The organism is Haloarcula sp. Atlit-120R, from assembly GCF_003665885.1.
GTDB lineage: Archaea > Halobacteriota > Halobacteria > Halobacteriales > Haloarculaceae > Haloarcula > Haloarcula taiwanensis.
Window position 1 is genome coordinate 1,342,309 of record NZ_QPLN01000001.1, and the last position, 17,858, is coordinate 1,360,166.

Sequence of the window (17,858 nt, forward strand, 5' to 3'; positions counted from 1 at the left end):
AACCTATTGCGAGATACCGTAGGTGTCGTTGTCCCAGTCGTAGACACCGGTATCGTAGACTGCCTGCTCGCGTTCGATGGCATCGATGCGCTCGTGGTCGGCGGCGTCGAGGTCCCAGTCGAACAGGTCGCAGTTCTGGCGGACGTGCTCGGGCGAGGAGGACTTCGGCAGGACGACCACCTCGTTCTCGACCGCCCACTTCAGGACAATCTGAGCCGGCGACCTGTCGTATTTCTCTGCCAGGTCCTGAATGACATCGTCCGCGAACACTTCCGTTCGACCCAGTGGCGCGGCGGCCTCAACGACAGTGTCGGTGTCGCGACAGAACTCGACCACCTGGTCCTGCGTGTTCCAGGGATGGTACTCGATCTGATTGACAGCGATAGGCACGTCGGCGACATGCTGGGCGGCCCCGAGCTGGTACGCGCTGAAGTTCGAGACGCCGACGTTGCGGATCTTCCCCTGATCGCGGAGTGTGGCCATCGCGTTCATCGTCTCCCGGATGGAGGTTGCGGGGTTGGGCCAGTGGACGAGATACAGGTCGAGGTAATCAGTCCCAAGTCGGTCCAGCGACGCCTCACAGGCCTCGATGACCGACTCGTAGTCGAGATGCTTTGGCAGCACTTTTGATGTGAGGAACACGTCCTCGCGGTCGTAGTCGGCGAGGGCCGCGCCGATTTCGCCCTCGTTCTCGTACCCTTCGGCCGTGTCCACGTGGCCGTAGCCCGCGTCGAGTCCGGCTCGAACGGACTGCTGAACGGTGTCGCCGTCGATGTCCCACGTCCCGACGCCGACCATCGGCAGTTCGTCGCCACTCGGGAGTGTCGCTGTTGGGGGTGTCACAGTACGTGCCTCACCCGCGGCAGTCAAAACCGTTTCGCGCTCGCCGCATTACAGTACACACCCGGTCGCCTCTCACTCGGGACTGGCGACGTGGACCGGTTCGCCGGTGTCCGCGCTTCTGGCCAGCGCATCTATGGCGCGCATATTCCCCAGTGTTTCGGCCCGGTCGATGGGCGGTGTCTCCCCGCTCTCGATAGCGTCTGCGAACGCCTCGACCTGCAACTGGTAGTGGTCGACCGGATCGAACGTTTCGGTGACCTCGCGGCCGTCGACGCTGTAGGTCAGCGAGACGGACTGGTCGTGGTCCGGGCCGAAGCAGTTCGGCGCTTCGAGCCAGCCGTCGTCCGTTTCGACTCGGTAGTACTCCCGTCTCGGTCCGTCAAACCCACAGGAAATCGAGGCGACCCGCCCGTCGTCGTACGACAGGACGCCGCTGAGGTTCGTGTCCACGCCACTGTTCTGGGAGTCCCGGGCATGCGCAAACGCTTGGCTTGGCTCGCCGAGGAAGCCCCGGACCGCGCTGACGGCGTAACAGCCTACGTCCATCAGGCTCCCACCGGCCAGCTCCGGGTCCAGACGGATATCGTCGGGGTCTGTGAGCGAGAATTTGAACGATGCGTCGACGGTGTGTACCTCGCCCAGTTCGGTTTCGACGATTTCCCTGGCCCGCTGGGTCCGCGGGTGGAACTGATACATGAACGCTTCCATCAGCGTGACGCCCTGCTCGGCACAGTAATCGAAGAGGTCCACTGCCTCAGCGGTGTCGACGGTCAGTGGCTTCTCACAGAGCACGTCGAGGCCGTGATCGGCGGCCCGCTGGCTCCACTTGGCGTGGAGCGCGTTCGGAAGCGGGTTGTACACCGCGTCGATGTCCGCCTCGGCGAACATCGTCTCGTAGTCGCCGAAGGCACTGTCGATACCGAGGTCGTCGGCTACCTCGCTGGCACGGTCTTGGGTTCTGGAGCTGATGGCCGCGACCGTGTGGGCAGACTTCTGGATACCCGGAATCACGTCCTTGCGCGCGATTCCTGCCGTCGAAATAATTCCAAAGCGCATACCGATACCCGGCTCCGCGGTGATAAACAATTACCGACCTTTCGGCTCCGCCTCGACGCTGACGCCCTGTTCGGACACGGCGGCTAGTTCGTCCGTCGCCGACCCGCGTCTGTCCGGCACGAGTTCGGCGGCAACTTCGCGTGCGCGCTCGAAGTGTATCGTCGCGCTGTCACACGCGGTCTCGGACGCCGCTCGTTTTGACTCGCCAGCTTCCCCAAGCGCCTGTCGCCCCGCCTCACGATGTGCATCGACTAGTTTGACAGCGATGTCCGCGAGCGCCTGTCGGAGCGACGCCCGGTCGCCGTCGAAGCGACGGTCACGACCCCAGTCAAGTTCGTACGCCGTCCGGTAGCGGTCGAGAGCGTCTTCCCAGTGTCTCGCTCGCTCTGCTGGGTCTGTCGTGGCTCTGGCCGCGCTTGCAGCCACCTGCGCCGCGTCGACTGGGGCTGACCGGAGTTCGGTGTACTCCGCTTCGACCGCGTTTCGAGCATCCGTGATGGCTTCTGTGGGCGGCTCCGATGCCGTTACGGCCAGCGCTCGCTCGTACTCGACGCCGGCCTGTGCGTATGCATCTGCGGCCCGTTCGTACGACCGGTTCTCCCATGCGCGGCGGGCCGTGTCGCGGTACTCATCGCCCGCGCTGACGTGGCGTCGGCGCTGGCAGGTGTTGATGCGTGCTTGCGCTGACTGGAGTCGTCCATCGACGGCCGCTCTCGCCCCCTCGCCCAGTGCTTCGACCCGCTTTCGCCCGTTGTCGAGCGCTTCCTGTGCGGCCGTGATATGCGTGGCTGCTGTCTCGAAATCTGTTGCTTCGAGTGCTGTCACAGCGGCCTCGACCTGGGACTCTGCCCGATCAAGCTCGGTGAGCGTGCGCGTCCAGACCTGTGTGGCTTCGTCGATGAACGACCGAACTGGCGCTAGATCGCCCTTGCATTCGAACGCCCAGCGGTCTTCGTCGACGGTGACGATTTCGAGCGTCGACGTGCGGAGTCCCGACGAACAGTGCACGGCAACGATGCCTTCGTGGGGAAGCGAGATGGTCCGGTCGCGGTCGTCGTCGCCGACGACGAACAGGACTCGAACGGTCGTGGCGAGCAGATACGCGCGGTAGTCGCCGGCCGGCGTGAGCGACTCGCTGTTCCCCCGGGCAGCGACGACGCCGGACTGGTCGTTGTACGCGAGATAGCTCGGTGTCTCTGCCCGCTGTAGATACTGCTCCAGCGGCTGCTGCAGGCGGCGCTTGCGTCCGAACAGCCCGTCGGTGTTCGCCCGGTCGAATACCGCTGGTCGACCCGCGGAACGTACGTCGATAACAGTTTCCACAGTTCACCCCTGTTCGTGACAGTATATTCAAATATATTGTCGTAGAAATAAATCCTTTGGCCGATAGCAGCGCTCAAACTGGTCGTTTCGACCCTCCCTTGCAACGCTCTCAGTACGGCTGGCTTCGGTCCGTCGGCTGGCGTTGCGGGCTTCCGCTGGTCAGGTCGGCGACGCACTGCCGGCAGAACTGGTAGTCCTGCTCGTTCCTCGCCCCGCAGTGGGGACAGTCGATGGATTCAGTGCTGTCGTCGGTGGCGCTGCCACGGCGCCCTTCGGCCTCGCCCTGCCCAGTCGCACCGGCTGGGTCACCCCGGTGCCGGTACGCGTACAGCATGGTCAGGACGTGGAGCCCCACGAGAAGCGCGATTGCGCCGTAGAGCCACTCGCTCACCATCATATGTGACGGTACGTGAACGTACTACTTGAGGGTTGTGCCGAGTTACCAATGGTCGGCGATTTCGACGGGTCTGGCACTGTCTCCCGTACCGAGCAGGCATCGGAGGTGTCCTGTGGGCCAGCGTTCAAATAGGACCACGCAGCCAGGGGTACGCATGCCCGTTGACACGCTCGGAGGTCCCTGATGGGCCGTCGCACGCTCGTCGCTGTCGCTCGCCCCGACGGCCGCTACGACTGCCGCGTCGCACACTGGGGCGTCGACGCCGACCCCATCGCTCAGTCCCGGCCGCTGGGGAACGACTGGACGGCGTCGGCCGTCCTCGCTGCCATCGATGCTACCTACGACCAGTTGGTCGTGCTCGACGGGCCGGTCCGGACCTACGCCGTCTGCTGGCTCGACCCGACGCTGTCGGACCTCGACGATATCGTTCTGGCCCGCACTGCCGACCCGGATGCGTTCCGGACGTGGTGGGTCGGGCGCAAGGACGAGGCCTGTCGCGCCCTCGACAGCGAAGGCCGTGACCCGGCGACCGTTCGGCGTGCCCTGCTCGCGTCGCTCCGTGACCGTGCTTCGTCCGTCCACTGCCCCGACGACGCGTCCTTTTTACGCGGGGACCGCTAACCGCCATCCGTGACCGCCGTCGAAACGCTGACGTACCCTGACCCCGCCGACGCGCTGGACCTCGCGTCGCGTGCCACTGACCGCGGCGCGCTAGTGACGCTTGTCGGCACCTGTACGGTCGAGTACGAGGGCCGAGCGGCCAGTTCGCTGGGGCTCGGTGACCGCCATGTGATGCTCAAGCCCGACGGGGCCGCGCTGGTCCACACCGACGAGGGCCAACAGCCGGTGAACTGGCAGCCGCCGGGCTGTGAGCACAGCATCAGCGTCGACGACGGCTCGCTGGTCGTCCGCTCCACGCGGTCGACCCCCGAGGAGTCGCTGGAGGTCGCGTTCGAGACAGTCGCCCACGCCGCCGCCTTCGACGTGACGGACTCCAAAGACCTCACACTCACCGGGACGGAAGCCGACCTGAAAGACCGCATCCTCGCCGAGCCGGCGCTGGTCGAGTCAGGGTTTACGCCGCTGGCGACCGAACGCGAGACCCCCGCCGGAGCGGTCGACGTTTACGGCGAGGACGCCGACGGTCGGACGACGATACTCGAACTCAAGCGCCGCCGCGTGGGTCCCGACGCTGTCGGCCAGCTTGGTCGGTACGTCGATGCTCTGGGACGCGACTTACACGCTGACACCGAGGTCCGGGGGATTCTCGTCGCACCGTCCGTGACGGATCGGGCGCGGCAGTTGCTTGCCGAGAACGGTCTGGAGTTCGTCTCGCTGGAGCCGCCGTAACGCCCGTGTCGGCTCCTAGTCCACGGTGACCGTTCCGTCGGTGTCGACGACCACGCGGTGGCCGCTGTAGTCGAACGCGACGTGACCGGTAGTGTTCGAATCCGCGATACACGTCGTCAGTGCATCTGGATTGATACTGTCGGCCAGCGGCGGGAGCGTCTTGACCGGCCGTCTCTCCGCGGTCGCGACAGCGCGAACGACTGCCGTGACGATAGACTGGTCAGGGCCGTGAGCTTCGATAACGGTTGGTGATGTTCCAGACACGGTTCTCTGCCCTCATGCTGGATTCACTCTGTAGTGTAAAGTTCAGTATGGCTAGTATAGTAAACGCCGAACCACGACCCATGCCAACATTCTTCACGATGTGCCGACTGCACTTATTCATGTCCCAACAGCCTGGTAACGGCCGGGCGGTAACCCGTGTGGAATTTGCCCTGTCTGATGGCTCGTACCCCTTCGTATCCGTGTCTGCAGCCGAATCGTGTTCAGTGATTCTCGAGAAATGCCTGCCACAGACGGACGACACGTATGCGGAGTTTTTTTCGGTCGAAGACACGCCCCCTGAGCGGCTTGTTGAGCGAATCAGTGACGACACCCGTGGTAAGGCGCGGGTACTTGAGCGCACCGACGACGGCGGCCTCGTCGAGATCACCGTACAGGACAACTGTCCCGTTGTCTCGCTTGCGGACGCCGGGGCGGTACCACGGACCGCCCGGAGTGTCGACGGACAGGGGACTATCGTAGCCGATGTTCCAAGGCAGACCGAGACGGCTTCGGTTATCGAATCGTTCCTGACGGCCCATTCAGAGGCCGAACTCGCAGCGAAAAAGCAGCACGAGTCCATCGCCCCGCTGTTCGGGTTCCAGAACTACGCGTCCCACACCGAATCACTGACCGACCGCCAGCGGGAGGCTCTCGTGACGGCCCACGAAGCGGGGTACTACAGCTGGCCCCGCGAAGCGACAGCTGCGGACCTCGCTTCGCTTCTCAATATTTCGGAGCCAACGCTTCACAAGCATCTGCGGGCTGCCGAACAGAAACTCGTCGCGACCATGTTCGCCTGCCCGCACGACGACCTGGCTGCTGAGGGTGATAGCTGACCGGCGCTGTCATTCGAGTCTGTCCTGCAAGTCCGCGAGCGCGTTCATCGCCTCTATCGGCGTCATCGTCGCGACGTCCAGCGACGCTAACTGCTGTGCCACTGACTCTGGCAACTCGCCCTCGGCGGCTCCGTTCGCCCGAAGCATCCCTTGTCTGTGGTCGTCTGCTGGAGCCTCATCGGCCGCCGCCACCGCTGGTCCGTTCTCCGTCGCTCTAGTCGTCGCCGTGGGGGCGGAACCCGTATCGGAGTCACCCATCGTTTTGCCCTCGGATTCTGCCCCACTCGACCCTTCGACGCCCGAATCGGTCGCTTCGGCCTCCGCCAGAAGGGCCCGTGACCGGTCGACGACGGATTCGGGGACGCCGGCCATACTCGCGACCTCAACGCCATAGGAGGCCGCCGCGGGGCCGGGCGCGAGTTCGTGGTCGAAGCGAACGTCGCCGTCCTCGCGGCTGGTCTCGAAGTGGCGGTTGGTTGCGCCCGGTAGGTCGGCCGCGACGGCGGTCAGGTCGTGGTGGTGGGTCGCAAACAGCGTGTACGCGCCGACCTCGTCGTGGAGGTACTCGGTGACGGCGCGGGCGATAGCCAGCCCGTCGGCCGTCGACGTGCCGCGGCCGACCTCGTCTAGCAGGACCAGCGAGTCTCCGGTCGCCGCGTCCAGAATCGTCGCCAGTTCGGTCATCTCTATCATGAACGTCGAGCGGCCGCCGGCGATGTCGTCGCTGGCCCCGACGCGGGTGAACACCCGGTCGAGAATCGGGAGGTCCGCCGCCTTCGCGGGGACGAAACTCCCCGCCTGCGCGAGCAGGCATATCAGCGCGACCTGGCGCATGTACGTCGACTTCCCGCTCATGTTCGGTCCCGTGACGACCGCGAGGAAGGGCTGTCTGTCGTCCGCGGCATCGCCGTCGCCGCTCCCGTCCGTTTTGTCCCCGACCGGCCCGCCGCCCAGCCCCGTATCGTTGGGGACGAAGGCGTCTTCGGTGCGTTCGACGACCGGGTGGCGGCCGGCGGTGATGTCGATACCGTCGCTTCCGACGGTGGGCCGGCAGTAGTCGTACTGCGCCGCGACCTCGGCAAAAGAGACCAGCACGTCGAGGCGAGCCAGCCGCTCGGCCAGGGCTTGCACGCGCTCGGCCCCGTCGGCCACCTCGTCCCGGACCGCACAGAACAGGTCGTACTCCAGGTCGTCGGCCGCGCTCTCGGCTCGCAGAATCTCCTCTTCGCGCTCCTTGAGTTCCGGCGTGTAGTAGCGCTCGCTGTTTTTCAGCGTTTGACGGCGCTGGTAGTCCTCGGGGACGGAATCGAGATTGGCGTTGGTCACCTCGATGTAGTAGCCGTGGACAGAGTTGTGGCCGACCTTCAGCGAGTCGATGCCGGTGCGCTCGCGCTCGCTCGCTTCCAGTTCGTCTATCCACTCTTTGCCGGACTGCTCGGTCGAACGCAGTCGGTCCAGTTCATCGTCGTAGCCCTCGCGGATGACGCCGCCTTCGGTCACCTGCTGTGGCGGGTCCGGGCGAATGGCCGCCTCGATTTCTTCGCGGGTTTCAGTTAGCGGGTCCAGCGTCGCGTGCAGGTCCGCGAGCAGGCGGGCATCGGCGTCGGCCAGCTCCTCTCGGACCTCGGGCACGACAGATAGCGTGGCGGCCAGCGACCGGAGGTCACGGGCGTTCGCCCGACCCCGAGAGACGCGAGAAATGAGCCGTTCGAGGTCGTACACCTCCGCGAGGAGGTCAGACAGGGCTTCTCTGGTGGCGGGGTCACGCTGAAGTTCTGCGACCGCGCCGTGGCGGGCTTCGATGCGCTCGGCGTCGAGCAGCGGGCGGCGGAGCCAGTCGGTCAGCTTCCGCCGGCCCAGCGCACACGCCGTCTCGTCGACCGTGTCAACGAGCGTGCGGTTCTCGTGGCCCCGCACCGACCGCCGCTCGAACAGTTCGAGGCTCTCGACGGCGACGGCGTCAAGCAGCATGTACTCCCGCGGGTCGTACCGCGTGAGGTGATTGAGGTAATCGAGCGTGCCGGCGGGGTCCACGTCGGGGTCGACCGGTTCGCCGTCGGGGCCGACCGCGCCCGCGCTGCCGCGGGTGTACTCCGCGTAGGCCAGCAGGCCGCCGCAGGCCCGAATCTCCGCGTCGCCGGCGAGCAGGCGCTCCGGCGGGCCGAAGTACTGGGACACGCGGTCCTCGGCGCGCTCCCGGGCGAAGGCGTCCGCGTCGTAGCGCGTCACCAGACAGGCCGGGCCGAAGACGGCGTCCCGGTCCACGTCGACATCCGGCCCGACGATTGCCTCGGCGGGGCCGAACCGGCTGAGTTCGTCGGCGACGGCGGCCTCCGAGCCGACGCTCGTGGCGTAGCAGTCGCCGGTCGACACGTCCAGCAGCGCCAGCCCGTACCGTTCGCCTTCGGTCAAAGCAGCGACGTAGTTGTTGTCCGCGCCGCCGAGCAGTTCGCTCTCGGTGAGCGTCCCCGGCGTGACGATGCGGGTGACCGCCCGCTTGACCACGCCGCTGACCTCGTCGGGGTCCTCGACCTGGTCGGCGATAGCGACCCGGTAGCCAGCGTCCAGCAGCGTCTCGACGTAGGACTCGGCGTTGTCGATGGGGATACCGGCCATCGGGTACTCGCCGGTCGAGTCCTCGCGCTGGGTCAGCGTAATCTCACACAGTCGGGCGACCCGTTTCGCGGCCGCACAGAAGGCCTCGTAGAAGTCCCCGACCTGAAAGAGGACCAGGGCGTCGTCGTACTGGCGGCACAGCTCGTAGTACTGTGCCATCATCGGCGTCAGGTCCCCCTCGAGCTCGGCCATCTGCTCGGGCGGGCCAAGCGCAGCGTCCATACCCGGTGGCAACAGCCGACTCCCCATAGGCGCTCCGCTCTCCGCCGTAGCGTGACCGCTAGGTATCGCCGACCCGGCCTCTGATTTTTATACCGCCCGAGAGACGTAGGCTGTATGTCACGTCGCGCCAACTACGCGCTCTGTCAGTTCCAGCAACACCTCGGCCCGTCGGCGGACTCGCTCGACGTTCCGTGGGCCGAGTACAGCGGTGATTCGACCGACCCGGTTTCCGTCGACATCCCCACCTCGTCACCAGCAGACCCGTACGTGCAGATGCAGGTCTACGACGTCGAGGACTTCGACCACGAAATCGTGGTCAACGGGGACCCGCTGTCGGGGTTCGACATCGCGCCGGGCGAGGGGTGGCAGCTCTGGATGGACACGATTGCGCCCGAGCGACTGCACCGCGGCGAGAACACGATTCAGTTCCGACGGGACACTGACTCGAAGGACGCATTCGTCGTCGGGTCGGTCACGGTCCACTGGACGGAACCCGTCGAGTGAATATATAAACAGCCCGGCACCGTCCTGATGGGGCGTGCCAACAGCTACCACTGTTGACGGACAGTACCACCTCAGTCGGGTGATTTCACCTGTTCCGGTCGTGTCGGCGGGCGGCCGGTGAGCATCCTATAACCCCTACTTTTATATAGAACCACATGCAATCTTCGCTTGATTATGAGCCAACGCCAGATGCAGGGCCAGCCGATGATCATCCTGGGAGAGGACTCCCAGCGGATGAAGGACAAGTCTGCACAGGAACACAACATCTCGGCCGCTCGCGCGGTCGCCGAGTCAGTACGCTCGACGCTCGGCCCGAAGGGGATGGACAAGATGCTCGTCTCCTCGATGGGCGACGTGACCGTCACGAACGACGGCGTCACCATCCTCTCGGAGATGGATATCGACAACCCGACAGCGTCGATGATCGTCGAGGTTGCCGAGACACAGGAAGACGAGGCCGGTGACGGCACCACCTCCGCCGTCGCCATCGCAGGCGAACTCCTCAAGAACGCCGAGGACCTCCTCGAACAGGACATCCACCCGACGGCCATCATCAAGGGCTTCAACATGGCCGCCACGCAGGCCAAGGATGAGCTCGCGGACATCGCCACGGAAGTCGACCCCGACGACGAGGAACTCCTGAAGAAGGTCGCCGAAACCTCGATGACGGGCAAGGGCGCGGAGCTCAACAAGGAGCTGCTCGCCCAGCTCATCGTCGACGCGGTCAACGCCGTGACCGTCGAGGCCGATGACGGCTCCGTCGTTGCCGACCTCGAATACCTCAACATCGAGACCCAGACCGGCAGCTCCGCCGGCAACTCCGAGCTGCTGGAAGGCGCGGTCATCGACAAAGACCCGGTCCACGAGGAGATGCCGACCGAAGTCGACGGCGCCGATGTCTTGCTCGTCGACACGGCCATCGAACTCGACGAGACCGAAGTCGACGCCCAGCTCTCCGTCGACGACCCGAGCCAGCTCCAGAACTTCCTCGACAAGGAAGAGGAGCAGCTCAAGCAGATGGTCGACCAGATCGCGGACACCGGCGCCGATGTCGTCTTCTGTCAGAAGGGTATCGACGACATGGCCCAGCACTACCTCGCCGAGAAGGGTATTCTGGCCGTCCGCCGCGCCAAGAAGTCCGACATCGAGTTCCTCAAGGAAGTCCTCGGCGCTCGCATCGTCTCGGACCTCGACTCCGCGACCGCGGAGGACCTCGGCCACGGCTCCGTCACCCGCGACGACGCCGAAGGCCTGTTCTACGTCGAGGGCAGCGGCGACGAGGCTCACGGCGTCACCCTCCTGCTCCGTGGGTCGACCGACCACGTCGTCGATGAACTCGAACGTGGCGTCACGGACGCGCTCGACGTCGTCGCGTCCACCGTTGCCAACGGCAGCGTTCTCGGTGGCGGCGGCGCACCCGAAGTCGAAGTCGCCCGCCGTCTCCGCGACTACGCCGACGGCGTCGAAGGCCGCGAGCAGCTCGCCATCGAGTCCTTCGCCGACGCGCTGGAAATCATCCCGCGCACTCTCGCCGAGAACGCCGGTCTCGACAGCATCGACACGCTGGTCGACCTGCGCGCCGCCCACGAGGACGGCGATGTCAGCGCCGGCCTGAACGTCTTCTCCGGTGATGTCGAGAACACGCTCGATACCGGCGTCGTCGAGCCAGCCCACGCCAAGCGACAGGCGATTTCCTCGGCTGCCGAGGCCGCGAACCTGGTCCTCAAGATCGACGACATCATCGCTGCCGGCGAACTCTCGACTTCCGGCGGCGACGAAGACGGCCCCGGCGGCCCCGGTGGCGCCCCTGGCGGCATGGGTGGCATGGGCGGCGGCATGGGCGGCATGATGTAAGCGAGGTTCCGTCGGAACCTCGGATAGACGAACGGGCCATCGGCCCGTGAGTCAGCAGTCGACCGGAGAGACCTCCGAACGAGCGAATCGCCGCTTGCGATTCGGTTTTTTGCGGTTCTGTAACGCGCCGAGTCATCCCAGCGTGTATATCGAGACGTGAAACTGGAGGAACAGTTAGGTATCTCTCTACGAAGTATCGACTGTCCCGGTCCGTTTGGTGGGACGGACTGGTGACAGTGGGTGGGGGCCTCTCTCCGTTTTGGCGCTCCCGTGACAGTGTCCAGCCGTCCCTCGCATCAGTCGGGTCCTGTTGTTCGGTTTCGCTGGTGTCGGTCTTCGAACACCACGTCCGTCGTCCCGAGGTCGCTGTAGCGGAGGATCTCAGTCACTCGGTGGGTAGCCGTTCCGTTGACGGCCGTGTACTGGAGCGCGTAGCTCCGAACGATGCCGTTAGGCGTCACGGTTGCCGAGAGGGAGACATTGCTCACACGGTCGACGGGGCGGGTGGCAATCGCGCTGTCGTCGATTGTGCCGGTTCCTTTGACGCGATACAGCGACACTCCGTACAGTTGCTTGATGACCTCATCGCCGGGGCGGATGGCTGTGCTGTTGGTGGCGGAAAACAACGCCATGAGACGCGCATTGAACGTTGGCTCGAAGAACAGCGCGGCCCGAGGAGAGCGCGGCGGGCCACCGATACCCCGACTGTCCGCCACCACCTTCGCCGATGTCGAGCCGTTGACGGTCGTCCGCCTGAGCGCACGGCCGTCCCGCCAGGTGCTGTGGACCGCACGCGCTGTCACACCCTGTCCGGATATCGTTCGAGTGGCCGTGTACGACTCGTAGCCCGCGCTGATACTGGCACGGGTCCGGACGCGCTTGTGCAAGCCGCTGCCGTTCATGACGGTTCTGGTGTGGTGGACTCGATAGGAGGTGTTCGAGAGCTGGCTGACGTGGGCGCGGCCGAGCGCGGTAGCGTTGACGACGCGGTCGCCGACGACGCCAGGGGCACGCTGTACCGGACCCGTCGGTGCGTCTGCAGTCGGGACTGGGGCTGGCGTCACCGTCTCTCTGGCAGCCGCGTCGTCCCCCAACAGACCGGTACACCCGGCGCTCAGCAGACAGAGACAGACCGCGGCAATTGCCACCCCGCGACGCATACCGATGCCTGGTCGCGTGGTAATATAACCCCTGTGACAGCGGGGGTATAAGTGCTACCGAGTGCCAATATTTCGTATGCAGACGCTGCTTCTCGGCGCGGACGCGGTCGAGGACCACGCGACGATGCCAGCAGTTATCGACGCGGTTGCCGCGGCCTTTGCCGCCGATGCCAGAGACAACACCATCATGCCGGCCAAGTCCTACATCGACCTGCCGCAGTACAACGGCGATTTCAGGTCGATGCCGGCCTACGTCAACGCGGAGACGTGGGACGCTGCCGCGGTCAAGTGGGTCAACGTCCATCTGGACAACCCCCGCGACCACGACCTACCGACCGTCCTCGGGACGCTCATCTACTCGGACCCTGAGACGGCGTTCCCGCTGGCCGTGATGGACGGCACCGTCCTGACCCGCCTGCGGACCGGGGCGGCGGCCGCCGTCGCCACCGACCACCTTGCCGTCGACGACGCGGCCTCGCTCGGACTGGTCGGGGCTGGCACGCAGGCCTACACGCAACTGGAAGCCATCTCGTCGGTGCGGGACATTGAGACGGTGGTCGTCGCCGACCGGGACGCGGAGAAACAGCAGGCGTTCGTCGACACGTTCGCCGACCGATTCGACGTGCAGGCGTGTCCCATCGAGGACGCCGCCGGCTGTGACGTGCTGTCGACGATTACGCCCGTCGAGTCCCCCATCGTCGAGCGGGCGTGGCTCGACGAGCACACCCATATCAACGCCATCGGGGCTGACGCCGCCGGCAAGCAGGAACACGACGAACGCACGCTGCTCGACGCGAAAGTCGTCATCGACAACTACGAGCAGTGTACTCACTCCGGCGAGATCAACGTCCTGTGGGGCGAGGGGGTTCTGACAGATGCCGATCTCCACGGGGAACTCGGCGACATCGTCGCGGGCACGCTCTCGGGGCGGACCGACGACGACGGGATCACGCTCTTTGATTCGACAGGGCTGGCTATTCAGGATGTCGCGGCCGCACACGTCGTCTACGAGAACGCGAGCGCCGAGGGCGACGGGACGGCGTTCCCGCTCGTCGACACCGACGCGACCTGACTAGGTCGGCGTGAGGGCGTCCGTGACCTTCGAGATGCCCCAGACGATGACGATGAACGGCAGGAGCGGGAAGAGCAAAACGAGCAGGCCGGCGAGCATGCCCCAGCCGATCATATCCATCCCCTCGTTGGGACGGCTCCGCGTCCCCGGCGTGACCGACCGGAGCGCCGCCGGCAGTCGTCCGCTGTCGTCCGTGTCGTCAGGTGATTCTGCCATACGCTCTCTTGCGCTGATACGTGTATAAGCCTAGCCCCGGCGACTACATCGCGCCGGCGACGCCGCTGCCGATGGCGGCCCCGCACTCGCCACAGGCGACGAGGTAGAACCGCTTCGAGGCCGTGAAGAAACCGGTCGTCGAGTCCATATCGAGGAACTCAACGTCGTCCTGGTCGGCCATCTCCGCGTCGCACTCGGGACAGTGGACCATCAGGCCGCACCCCCGTTGGACTTCGCGCCGGCGACGCCGCTACCGATAGTCACGCCGCACGCTGCGCAGTTTGCGGTGTAAAATCGCTTGGAGGCTTTGATGAACCCGGTCACAGCATCCACTTCGACGAACTCGATGTCGTCGGCCGTTTCGAGCGAGGTCTCACAGTCAGGGCAGTGTACCATACGTCTGTGACACCTGTTGAGTCCGGCAAAAATCTTGTGTGGGTGCCCGACCGTCGACCGGGGTCTGGCGGGCCCGGTACCGCGGCCGCCGGTGGGTCGCCGACTCGGCTACGGCGGCGTCTCGTCGTCCCCAGCGATGTCGGTGACGTCGGTGTACACCGCGAAGGCCGAACAGACCCCGCCCGTCTCGCCGGGGTCTATCGGCACCGCCTGGAGCTGGAACGTCCGGGGGCCGTCGACCGTCTGGCGCGTGACCTCGGTCGTCGTCACGTCCCCCGTCTCGGCGCGTCTCGTGATGCGTTCGGCCTGTTCCCGCTGGGCGTCGGTCGCCGTGATGACCCGGTCCAGGTTCCGGCCGACGACGTCCGTTCCCGGCGGGACGAACGTCGCCTCGAACGCGGGGTTGACCGACTGGATTATCGGGGCCCCGTTTCGCAGTTCGACCGAGGCAATCGCGTTGGTCGTGTGCGTAAACAGCGTCTCGTAGCGCTGTGTGGTTTCGAGCGCCCGCTGCTGGGCCCGGTTCTGCGCGACGGCGTTCATGACCCGGTTCGCCAGGAGTTCGTACCGCTCGACGTCGCTGCCCTTCTGGAGGTAGTCGGTGACACCGGCGGAGATGGCCTCGCTGGCGATCTCCTCGCTCCCCTTCCCGGTAAACAGGATAAACGGGAGGTCGGGATACTGCTCGCGTATCGCCTGCAGGAACTCGATGCCGTTCAGGCGCGGCATGTCGTAGTCGGAGACGACACAGTCGACGGGCCGCTCCGCCAGCAGTGCCTGGCCGTCGCTGGCGCTGTCTGCCCGGACCACGGTGAGGCGGTCGTCCTGCCGCTCCAGGAGGCTCGCCGCAAACTCGGCGAAGTCGGGGTCGTCGTCGACGTGGAGAACGGCGATTGCTTCGGGCACGCTGCAGTAACCACCGTTCCCAGCCGATAAAAGCATCTCGGCGAAACTGGTCGATGCACAGACAGGCCCGCTCGCGTCGCCCGTGGCGGCCGTCCGGTCTCCCGAAGGGAAAGGTATAGCACCGTCGCTATCGGATGTTCCGATATCATGACCACGACCGGCGAGGAACGCGAGCGGGGCTTTGACCACACCGAGGTCGAGCCCCGGTGGCAGCGCACGTGGGACGAGGCCGACGTGTTCCGCATCGACGACGACGAGACCGACCCGGAGTACGTCCTGGCGATGTTCCCCTACACCTCCGGCGAGCTACACATGGGTCACGTCCGGAACTACACCATCACGGACGCCTACGCCCGCTTCGAGCGGATGCGCGGCGAGAGCGTCCTCCACCCGATGGGGTGGGACTCCTTCGGCCTGCCCGCCGAGAACGCCGCCGAGGAACGGGACACCAACCCCCGTGACTGGACGATGCAGTGCATCGACTCGATGCGCGAGCAACTCACGGAGATGGGCTTTGGCTACGACTGGGAGCGCGAACTCGCCACCTGCGAGCCCGAGTACTACCAGTGGAACCAGTGGTTGTTCAAGCAGTTCCGCGAGGAAGGGCTCGTCGAGCGACAGGCCGCTGAACTGAACTGGTGTCCCTCCTGTGAGACCGTCCTCGCGGACGAGCAGGTCGAGGGCGAGGACGAGCTCTGCTGGCGGTGTGACACCCCCATCGAGGCCCGCGAGATGGACCAGTGGTTCTTCACCATCACCGACTACGCCGAGGAACTGCTGGAAGACTTAGACGATCTGGACGGCTGGCCGAACAACGTCCGGGAGATGCAGCGCAACTGGATCGGCAAACAGGAGGGCGCGAGCGTCGCCTTCGAGGTCGGCGACTACGGCGACGTGGACATCTTCACCACGCGGCTGGACACCATCCACGGGGCGACCTTCTTCTCGCTTGCCCCTGGCCACCCCGTCGCTCAGGAAATCGCCGCGGACAACGAGGAAGTCGCCGAGTACATCGAGATGGCCGAGGACGCAGACGAGGACGACCTCGACGTGACCTCCGGCGTGTTCACCGGCGAGTACGCGACCAATCCCGCCACCGGCGAGGAGATTCCCGTCTACGTCGCCGACTACGTCCTGACCGACGTTGGGACGGGCGCGCTGTACGCCGTGCCGGCCCACGACGAGCGCGACCACGAGTTCGCCGAGGCTCACGACATCGACATCGTGCAGGTCGTCGAGCCGACCGAAGACGCGGACGCCGACCCTGACGACATCGACGTGCAGGAAGCGGCCTACACCGAGGACGGCGTCCTCGTCAACAGCGGCGAGTTCGACGGCCTCACCAGCGAGGAGGCGCGCGACCGCTTCGTCTCCGAGTTCGACGGTGAGCACCGCACGGAGTACAACCTCAGAGACTGGGGCATCTCGCGCCAGCGGTACTGGGGCACGCCCATCCCGATGATTCACTGCGACGACTGCGGCTACGTCGAGGTCCCCGACGAGGACCTGCCCGTCGAACTGCCGGAGTTCGTCCACACCACCGGCAATCCGCTCGACGCCGCCGAGGAGTGGAAGCAGGTCGACTGCCCCGACTGTGGGGCCGACGCGGTGCGGGAGACGGACACGATGGACACGTTCGTCGACTCCTCGTGGTACTTCCTGCGCTACACCTCGCCGGACCTCGACGACGCGCCCTTCGACGCCGAGCGGGCGAGCGACTGGATGCCCGTCGACCAGTACGTTGGCGGCATCGAACACGCCGTCATGCACCTGCTGTACGCCCGCTTCTTCACGAAGGTGCTCGACGATCTCGACATGGTCGACGGCGTCCGCGAGCCCTTTACGAACCTCACGAACCAGGGGATGGTGCTGGGCGAGGACGGCAACAAGATGTCAAAGAGCCTCGGCAACGGCGTCTCGCCACAGCGCATCATCGAGGAGTACGGGGCCGATACGGCCCGGTTGTTCATCATGGAGGCCGCCCAGCCCGAGAAGGAGTTCGCCTGGAGCCCCGAGGGCGTCCAGTCGGCCCACAGTTTCCTCCAGAACGTGTACACGCTGGTCTCGGAGTATTCTGAGGGCGAGGTTGACACAGGCGACGCCGGCGACATCGCCGACTACGTCGCCCGTGAAATCGACGCCACCGCCGCGAACGCGACGGCGGAGTTCGAGGACTTCCGGTTCAACCACGCGCTACAGGCCGTACGGGAACTGGTGTCACTGCTGCGCCGGTACCAGGAGGCGACCACTCCCGACGCCGACACCTTCGAGCGCGGGCTGGCGACGGCGGCGAAACTGCTCGCCCCGGTCGCCCCCCACGCCGCCGAGGAGATGTGGGCGGAACTGGACCGCGACGGTCTCATCGCCGAGGCCGAGTGGCCGGCGGCCGAGGCCCCTGACGACTACGAGACGGAGCGGCAACTGGTCGAGAACACCCGCGAGGACGTCCGCGACATCGTTGACACCGTCGGCATCGAGGACCCCCAGACCATCACGCTCGCGGTCGCACCGCAGTGGAAACACCGCGTGCTCGACCTCGCCCGCAATGCCGACGGCAACGTTGTCGGAACGGTCATGCAGGACGAGGAACTGCGCGAACAGGGCGAGGCGGCCGCGGACTTCGCCAAGGAAATCGCAGGCCGGGCGCAGTCGCTTGACGAGCAACTGCCGCCCGAGCGTGAACAGACGGCGCTCGAACGGGCTGCGTGGCTCGTCGAACGGGAGTTCGGAGCCGAGGTCGTCGTTCAGGGCCCCGAGGAGGCCGCCTCGGACCTCGTCGGCAAAGCCGGTCCTGGCCGCCCGGCCATCGACATCGAAGAGTAGCCTGCGGCCGGCCGATTTTC

General features: G+C 65.8%; 18 protein-coding genes. 7 read left to right on the forward strand and 11 right to left on the reverse strand.

Going from position 1 to position 17,858, the window contains the following annotated elements:
- Positions 1–3: 3 nt before the first annotated feature.
- From DVK01_RS06985 to DVK01_RS07000, 4 genes are all read right to left on the reverse strand, one after another.
- On the reverse strand, positions 4–798 hold the full coding sequence (locus tag DVK01_RS06985) for an aldo/keto reductase (protein ID WP_101351382.1): 795 nt from the start codon (positions 796–798) through the stop codon (positions 4–6).
- A 117-nt stretch (positions 799–915) separates the two neighbouring features.
- Positions 916–1,899, reverse strand: coding sequence for a Gfo/Idh/MocA family protein (locus DVK01_RS06990; protein ID WP_101348977.1), 984 nt, complete (start codon positions 1,897–1,899; stop codon positions 916–918).
- Between the two features lie 30 nt (positions 1,900–1,929).
- Entirely contained in the window at positions 1,930–3,222 is a 1,293-nt protein-coding gene (locus DVK01_RS06995; protein ID WP_101348978.1) for a hypothetical protein, read from the reverse strand.
- Positions 3,223–3,331: 109 nt separating this feature from the next.
- Positions 3,332–3,619 (reverse strand): zinc ribbon domain-containing protein, encoded by a 288-nt coding sequence (locus DVK01_RS07000; RefSeq protein WP_101348979.1) that lies wholly within the window; start codon positions 3,617–3,619, stop codon positions 3,332–3,334.
- A gap of 183 nt (positions 3,620–3,802) precedes the next feature.
- On the opposite strand from DVK01_RS07000, the gene DVK01_RS07005 reads away from it, so the two are divergent.
- Both DVK01_RS07005 and nucS read left to right on the forward strand, forming a co-directional pair.
- Positions 3,803–4,240: a DUF6735 family protein gene (locus tag DVK01_RS07005; protein WP_121536082.1), complete on the forward strand. Its 438-nt coding sequence runs from the start codon at positions 3,803–3,805 to the stop codon at positions 4,238–4,240.
- A gap of 9 nt (positions 4,241–4,249) precedes the next feature.
- Complete coding sequence (gene nucS / locus DVK01_RS07010; protein ID WP_121536085.1) at positions 4,250–4,969, forward strand: endonuclease NucS; 720 nt, start codon at positions 4,250–4,252, stop codon at positions 4,967–4,969.
- A 15-nt stretch (positions 4,970–4,984) separates the two neighbouring features.
- Here nucS and DVK01_RS07015 read toward each other — a convergent pair whose 3' ends face one another.
- Positions 4,985–5,233 carry a HalOD1 output domain-containing protein gene (locus tag DVK01_RS07015; protein WP_101348982.1) on the reverse strand — a complete coding sequence of 83 codons (249 nt, stop codon included), beginning with the start codon at positions 5,231–5,233 and terminating at the stop codon, positions 4,985–4,987.
- 119 nt (positions 5,234–5,352) lie between these two features.
- On the opposite strand from DVK01_RS07015, the gene DVK01_RS07020 reads away from it, so the two are divergent.
- Positions 5,353–6,069 carry a bacterio-opsin activator domain-containing protein gene (locus tag DVK01_RS07020; RefSeq protein ID WP_101348983.1) on the forward strand — a complete coding sequence of 239 codons (717 nt, stop codon included), beginning with the start codon at positions 5,353–5,355 and terminating at the stop codon, positions 6,067–6,069.
- 9 nt (positions 6,070–6,078) lie between these two features.
- On the opposite strand, the gene mutS is transcribed toward DVK01_RS07020, so the two are convergent.
- Entirely contained in the window at positions 6,079–8,907 is a 2,829-nt protein-coding gene (mutS, locus tag DVK01_RS07025; protein WP_121536088.1) for a DNA mismatch repair protein MutS, read from the reverse strand.
- 114 nt (positions 8,908–9,021) lie between these two features.
- Here mutS and DVK01_RS07030 point away from each other — a divergent pair, with 114 nt between their 5' ends.
- On the forward strand, positions 9,022–9,411 hold the full coding sequence (locus DVK01_RS07030) for a hypothetical protein (protein ID WP_101348985.1): 390 nt from the start codon (positions 9,022–9,024) through the stop codon (positions 9,409–9,411).
- 174 nt (positions 9,412–9,585) lie between these two features.
- Positions 9,586–11,265, forward strand: a complete 1,680-nt coding sequence (thsB, locus tag DVK01_RS07035; RefSeq protein WP_394337668.1) for a TCP-1/cpn60 chaperonin family protein — start codon at positions 9,586–9,588, stop codon at positions 11,263–11,265.
- Positions 11,266–11,561: 296 nt separating this feature from the next.
- Here the strand turns inward: thsB and DVK01_RS07040 are convergent, their stop codons facing one another.
- Positions 11,562–12,425 (reverse strand): hypothetical protein, encoded by an 864-nt coding sequence (locus DVK01_RS07040; RefSeq protein ID WP_101348986.1) that lies wholly within the window; start codon positions 12,423–12,425, stop codon positions 11,562–11,564.
- A 76-nt stretch (positions 12,426–12,501) separates the two neighbouring features.
- Here DVK01_RS07040 and DVK01_RS07045 point away from each other — a divergent pair, with 76 nt between their 5' ends.
- The gene (locus DVK01_RS07045; protein WP_121536091.1) at positions 12,502–13,497 is read left to right on the forward strand and encodes an ornithine cyclodeaminase family protein; all 996 of its coding nucleotides are present in this window, start codon (positions 12,502–12,504) and stop codon (positions 13,495–13,497) included.
- Here DVK01_RS07045 and DVK01_RS07050 read toward each other — a convergent pair whose 3' ends face one another.
- The 4 genes from DVK01_RS07050 to DVK01_RS22810 all read right to left on the reverse strand — a co-directional run bounded on the left by DVK01_RS07050 (position 13,498) and on the right by DVK01_RS22810 (position 15,015).
- Positions 13,498–13,713, reverse strand: a complete 216-nt coding sequence (locus tag DVK01_RS07050; RefSeq protein WP_121536094.1) for a hypothetical protein — start codon at positions 13,711–13,713, stop codon at positions 13,498–13,500. It lies immediately after the preceding gene.
- Positions 13,714–13,756: 43 nt separating this feature from the next.
- The gene (locus DVK01_RS22150) at positions 13,757–13,924 is read right to left on the reverse strand and encodes a hypothetical protein (RefSeq protein ID WP_014039217.1); all 168 of its coding nucleotides are present in this window, start codon (positions 13,922–13,924) and stop codon (positions 13,757–13,759) included.
- Entirely contained in the window at positions 13,924–14,109 is a 186-nt protein-coding gene (locus tag DVK01_RS07055) for a hypothetical protein (protein ID WP_101348989.1), read from the reverse strand. The genes DVK01_RS22150 and DVK01_RS07055 overlap by 1 nt, the downstream gene beginning before the upstream one ends.
- 108 nt (positions 14,110–14,217) lie before the next feature.
- Positions 14,218–15,015, reverse strand: coding sequence for a response regulator (locus DVK01_RS22810; RefSeq protein WP_158598760.1), 798 nt, complete (start codon positions 15,013–15,015; stop codon positions 14,218–14,220).
- Between the two features lie 147 nt (positions 15,016–15,162).
- On the opposite strand from DVK01_RS22810, the gene leuS reads away from it, so the two are divergent.
- A complete protein-coding gene (leuS, locus tag DVK01_RS07065; RefSeq protein WP_121536098.1) occupies positions 15,163–17,838 on the forward strand; it encodes a leucine--tRNA ligase in 2,676 nt (891 codons plus the stop codon).
- Positions 17,839–17,858 lie beyond the last annotated feature (20 nt).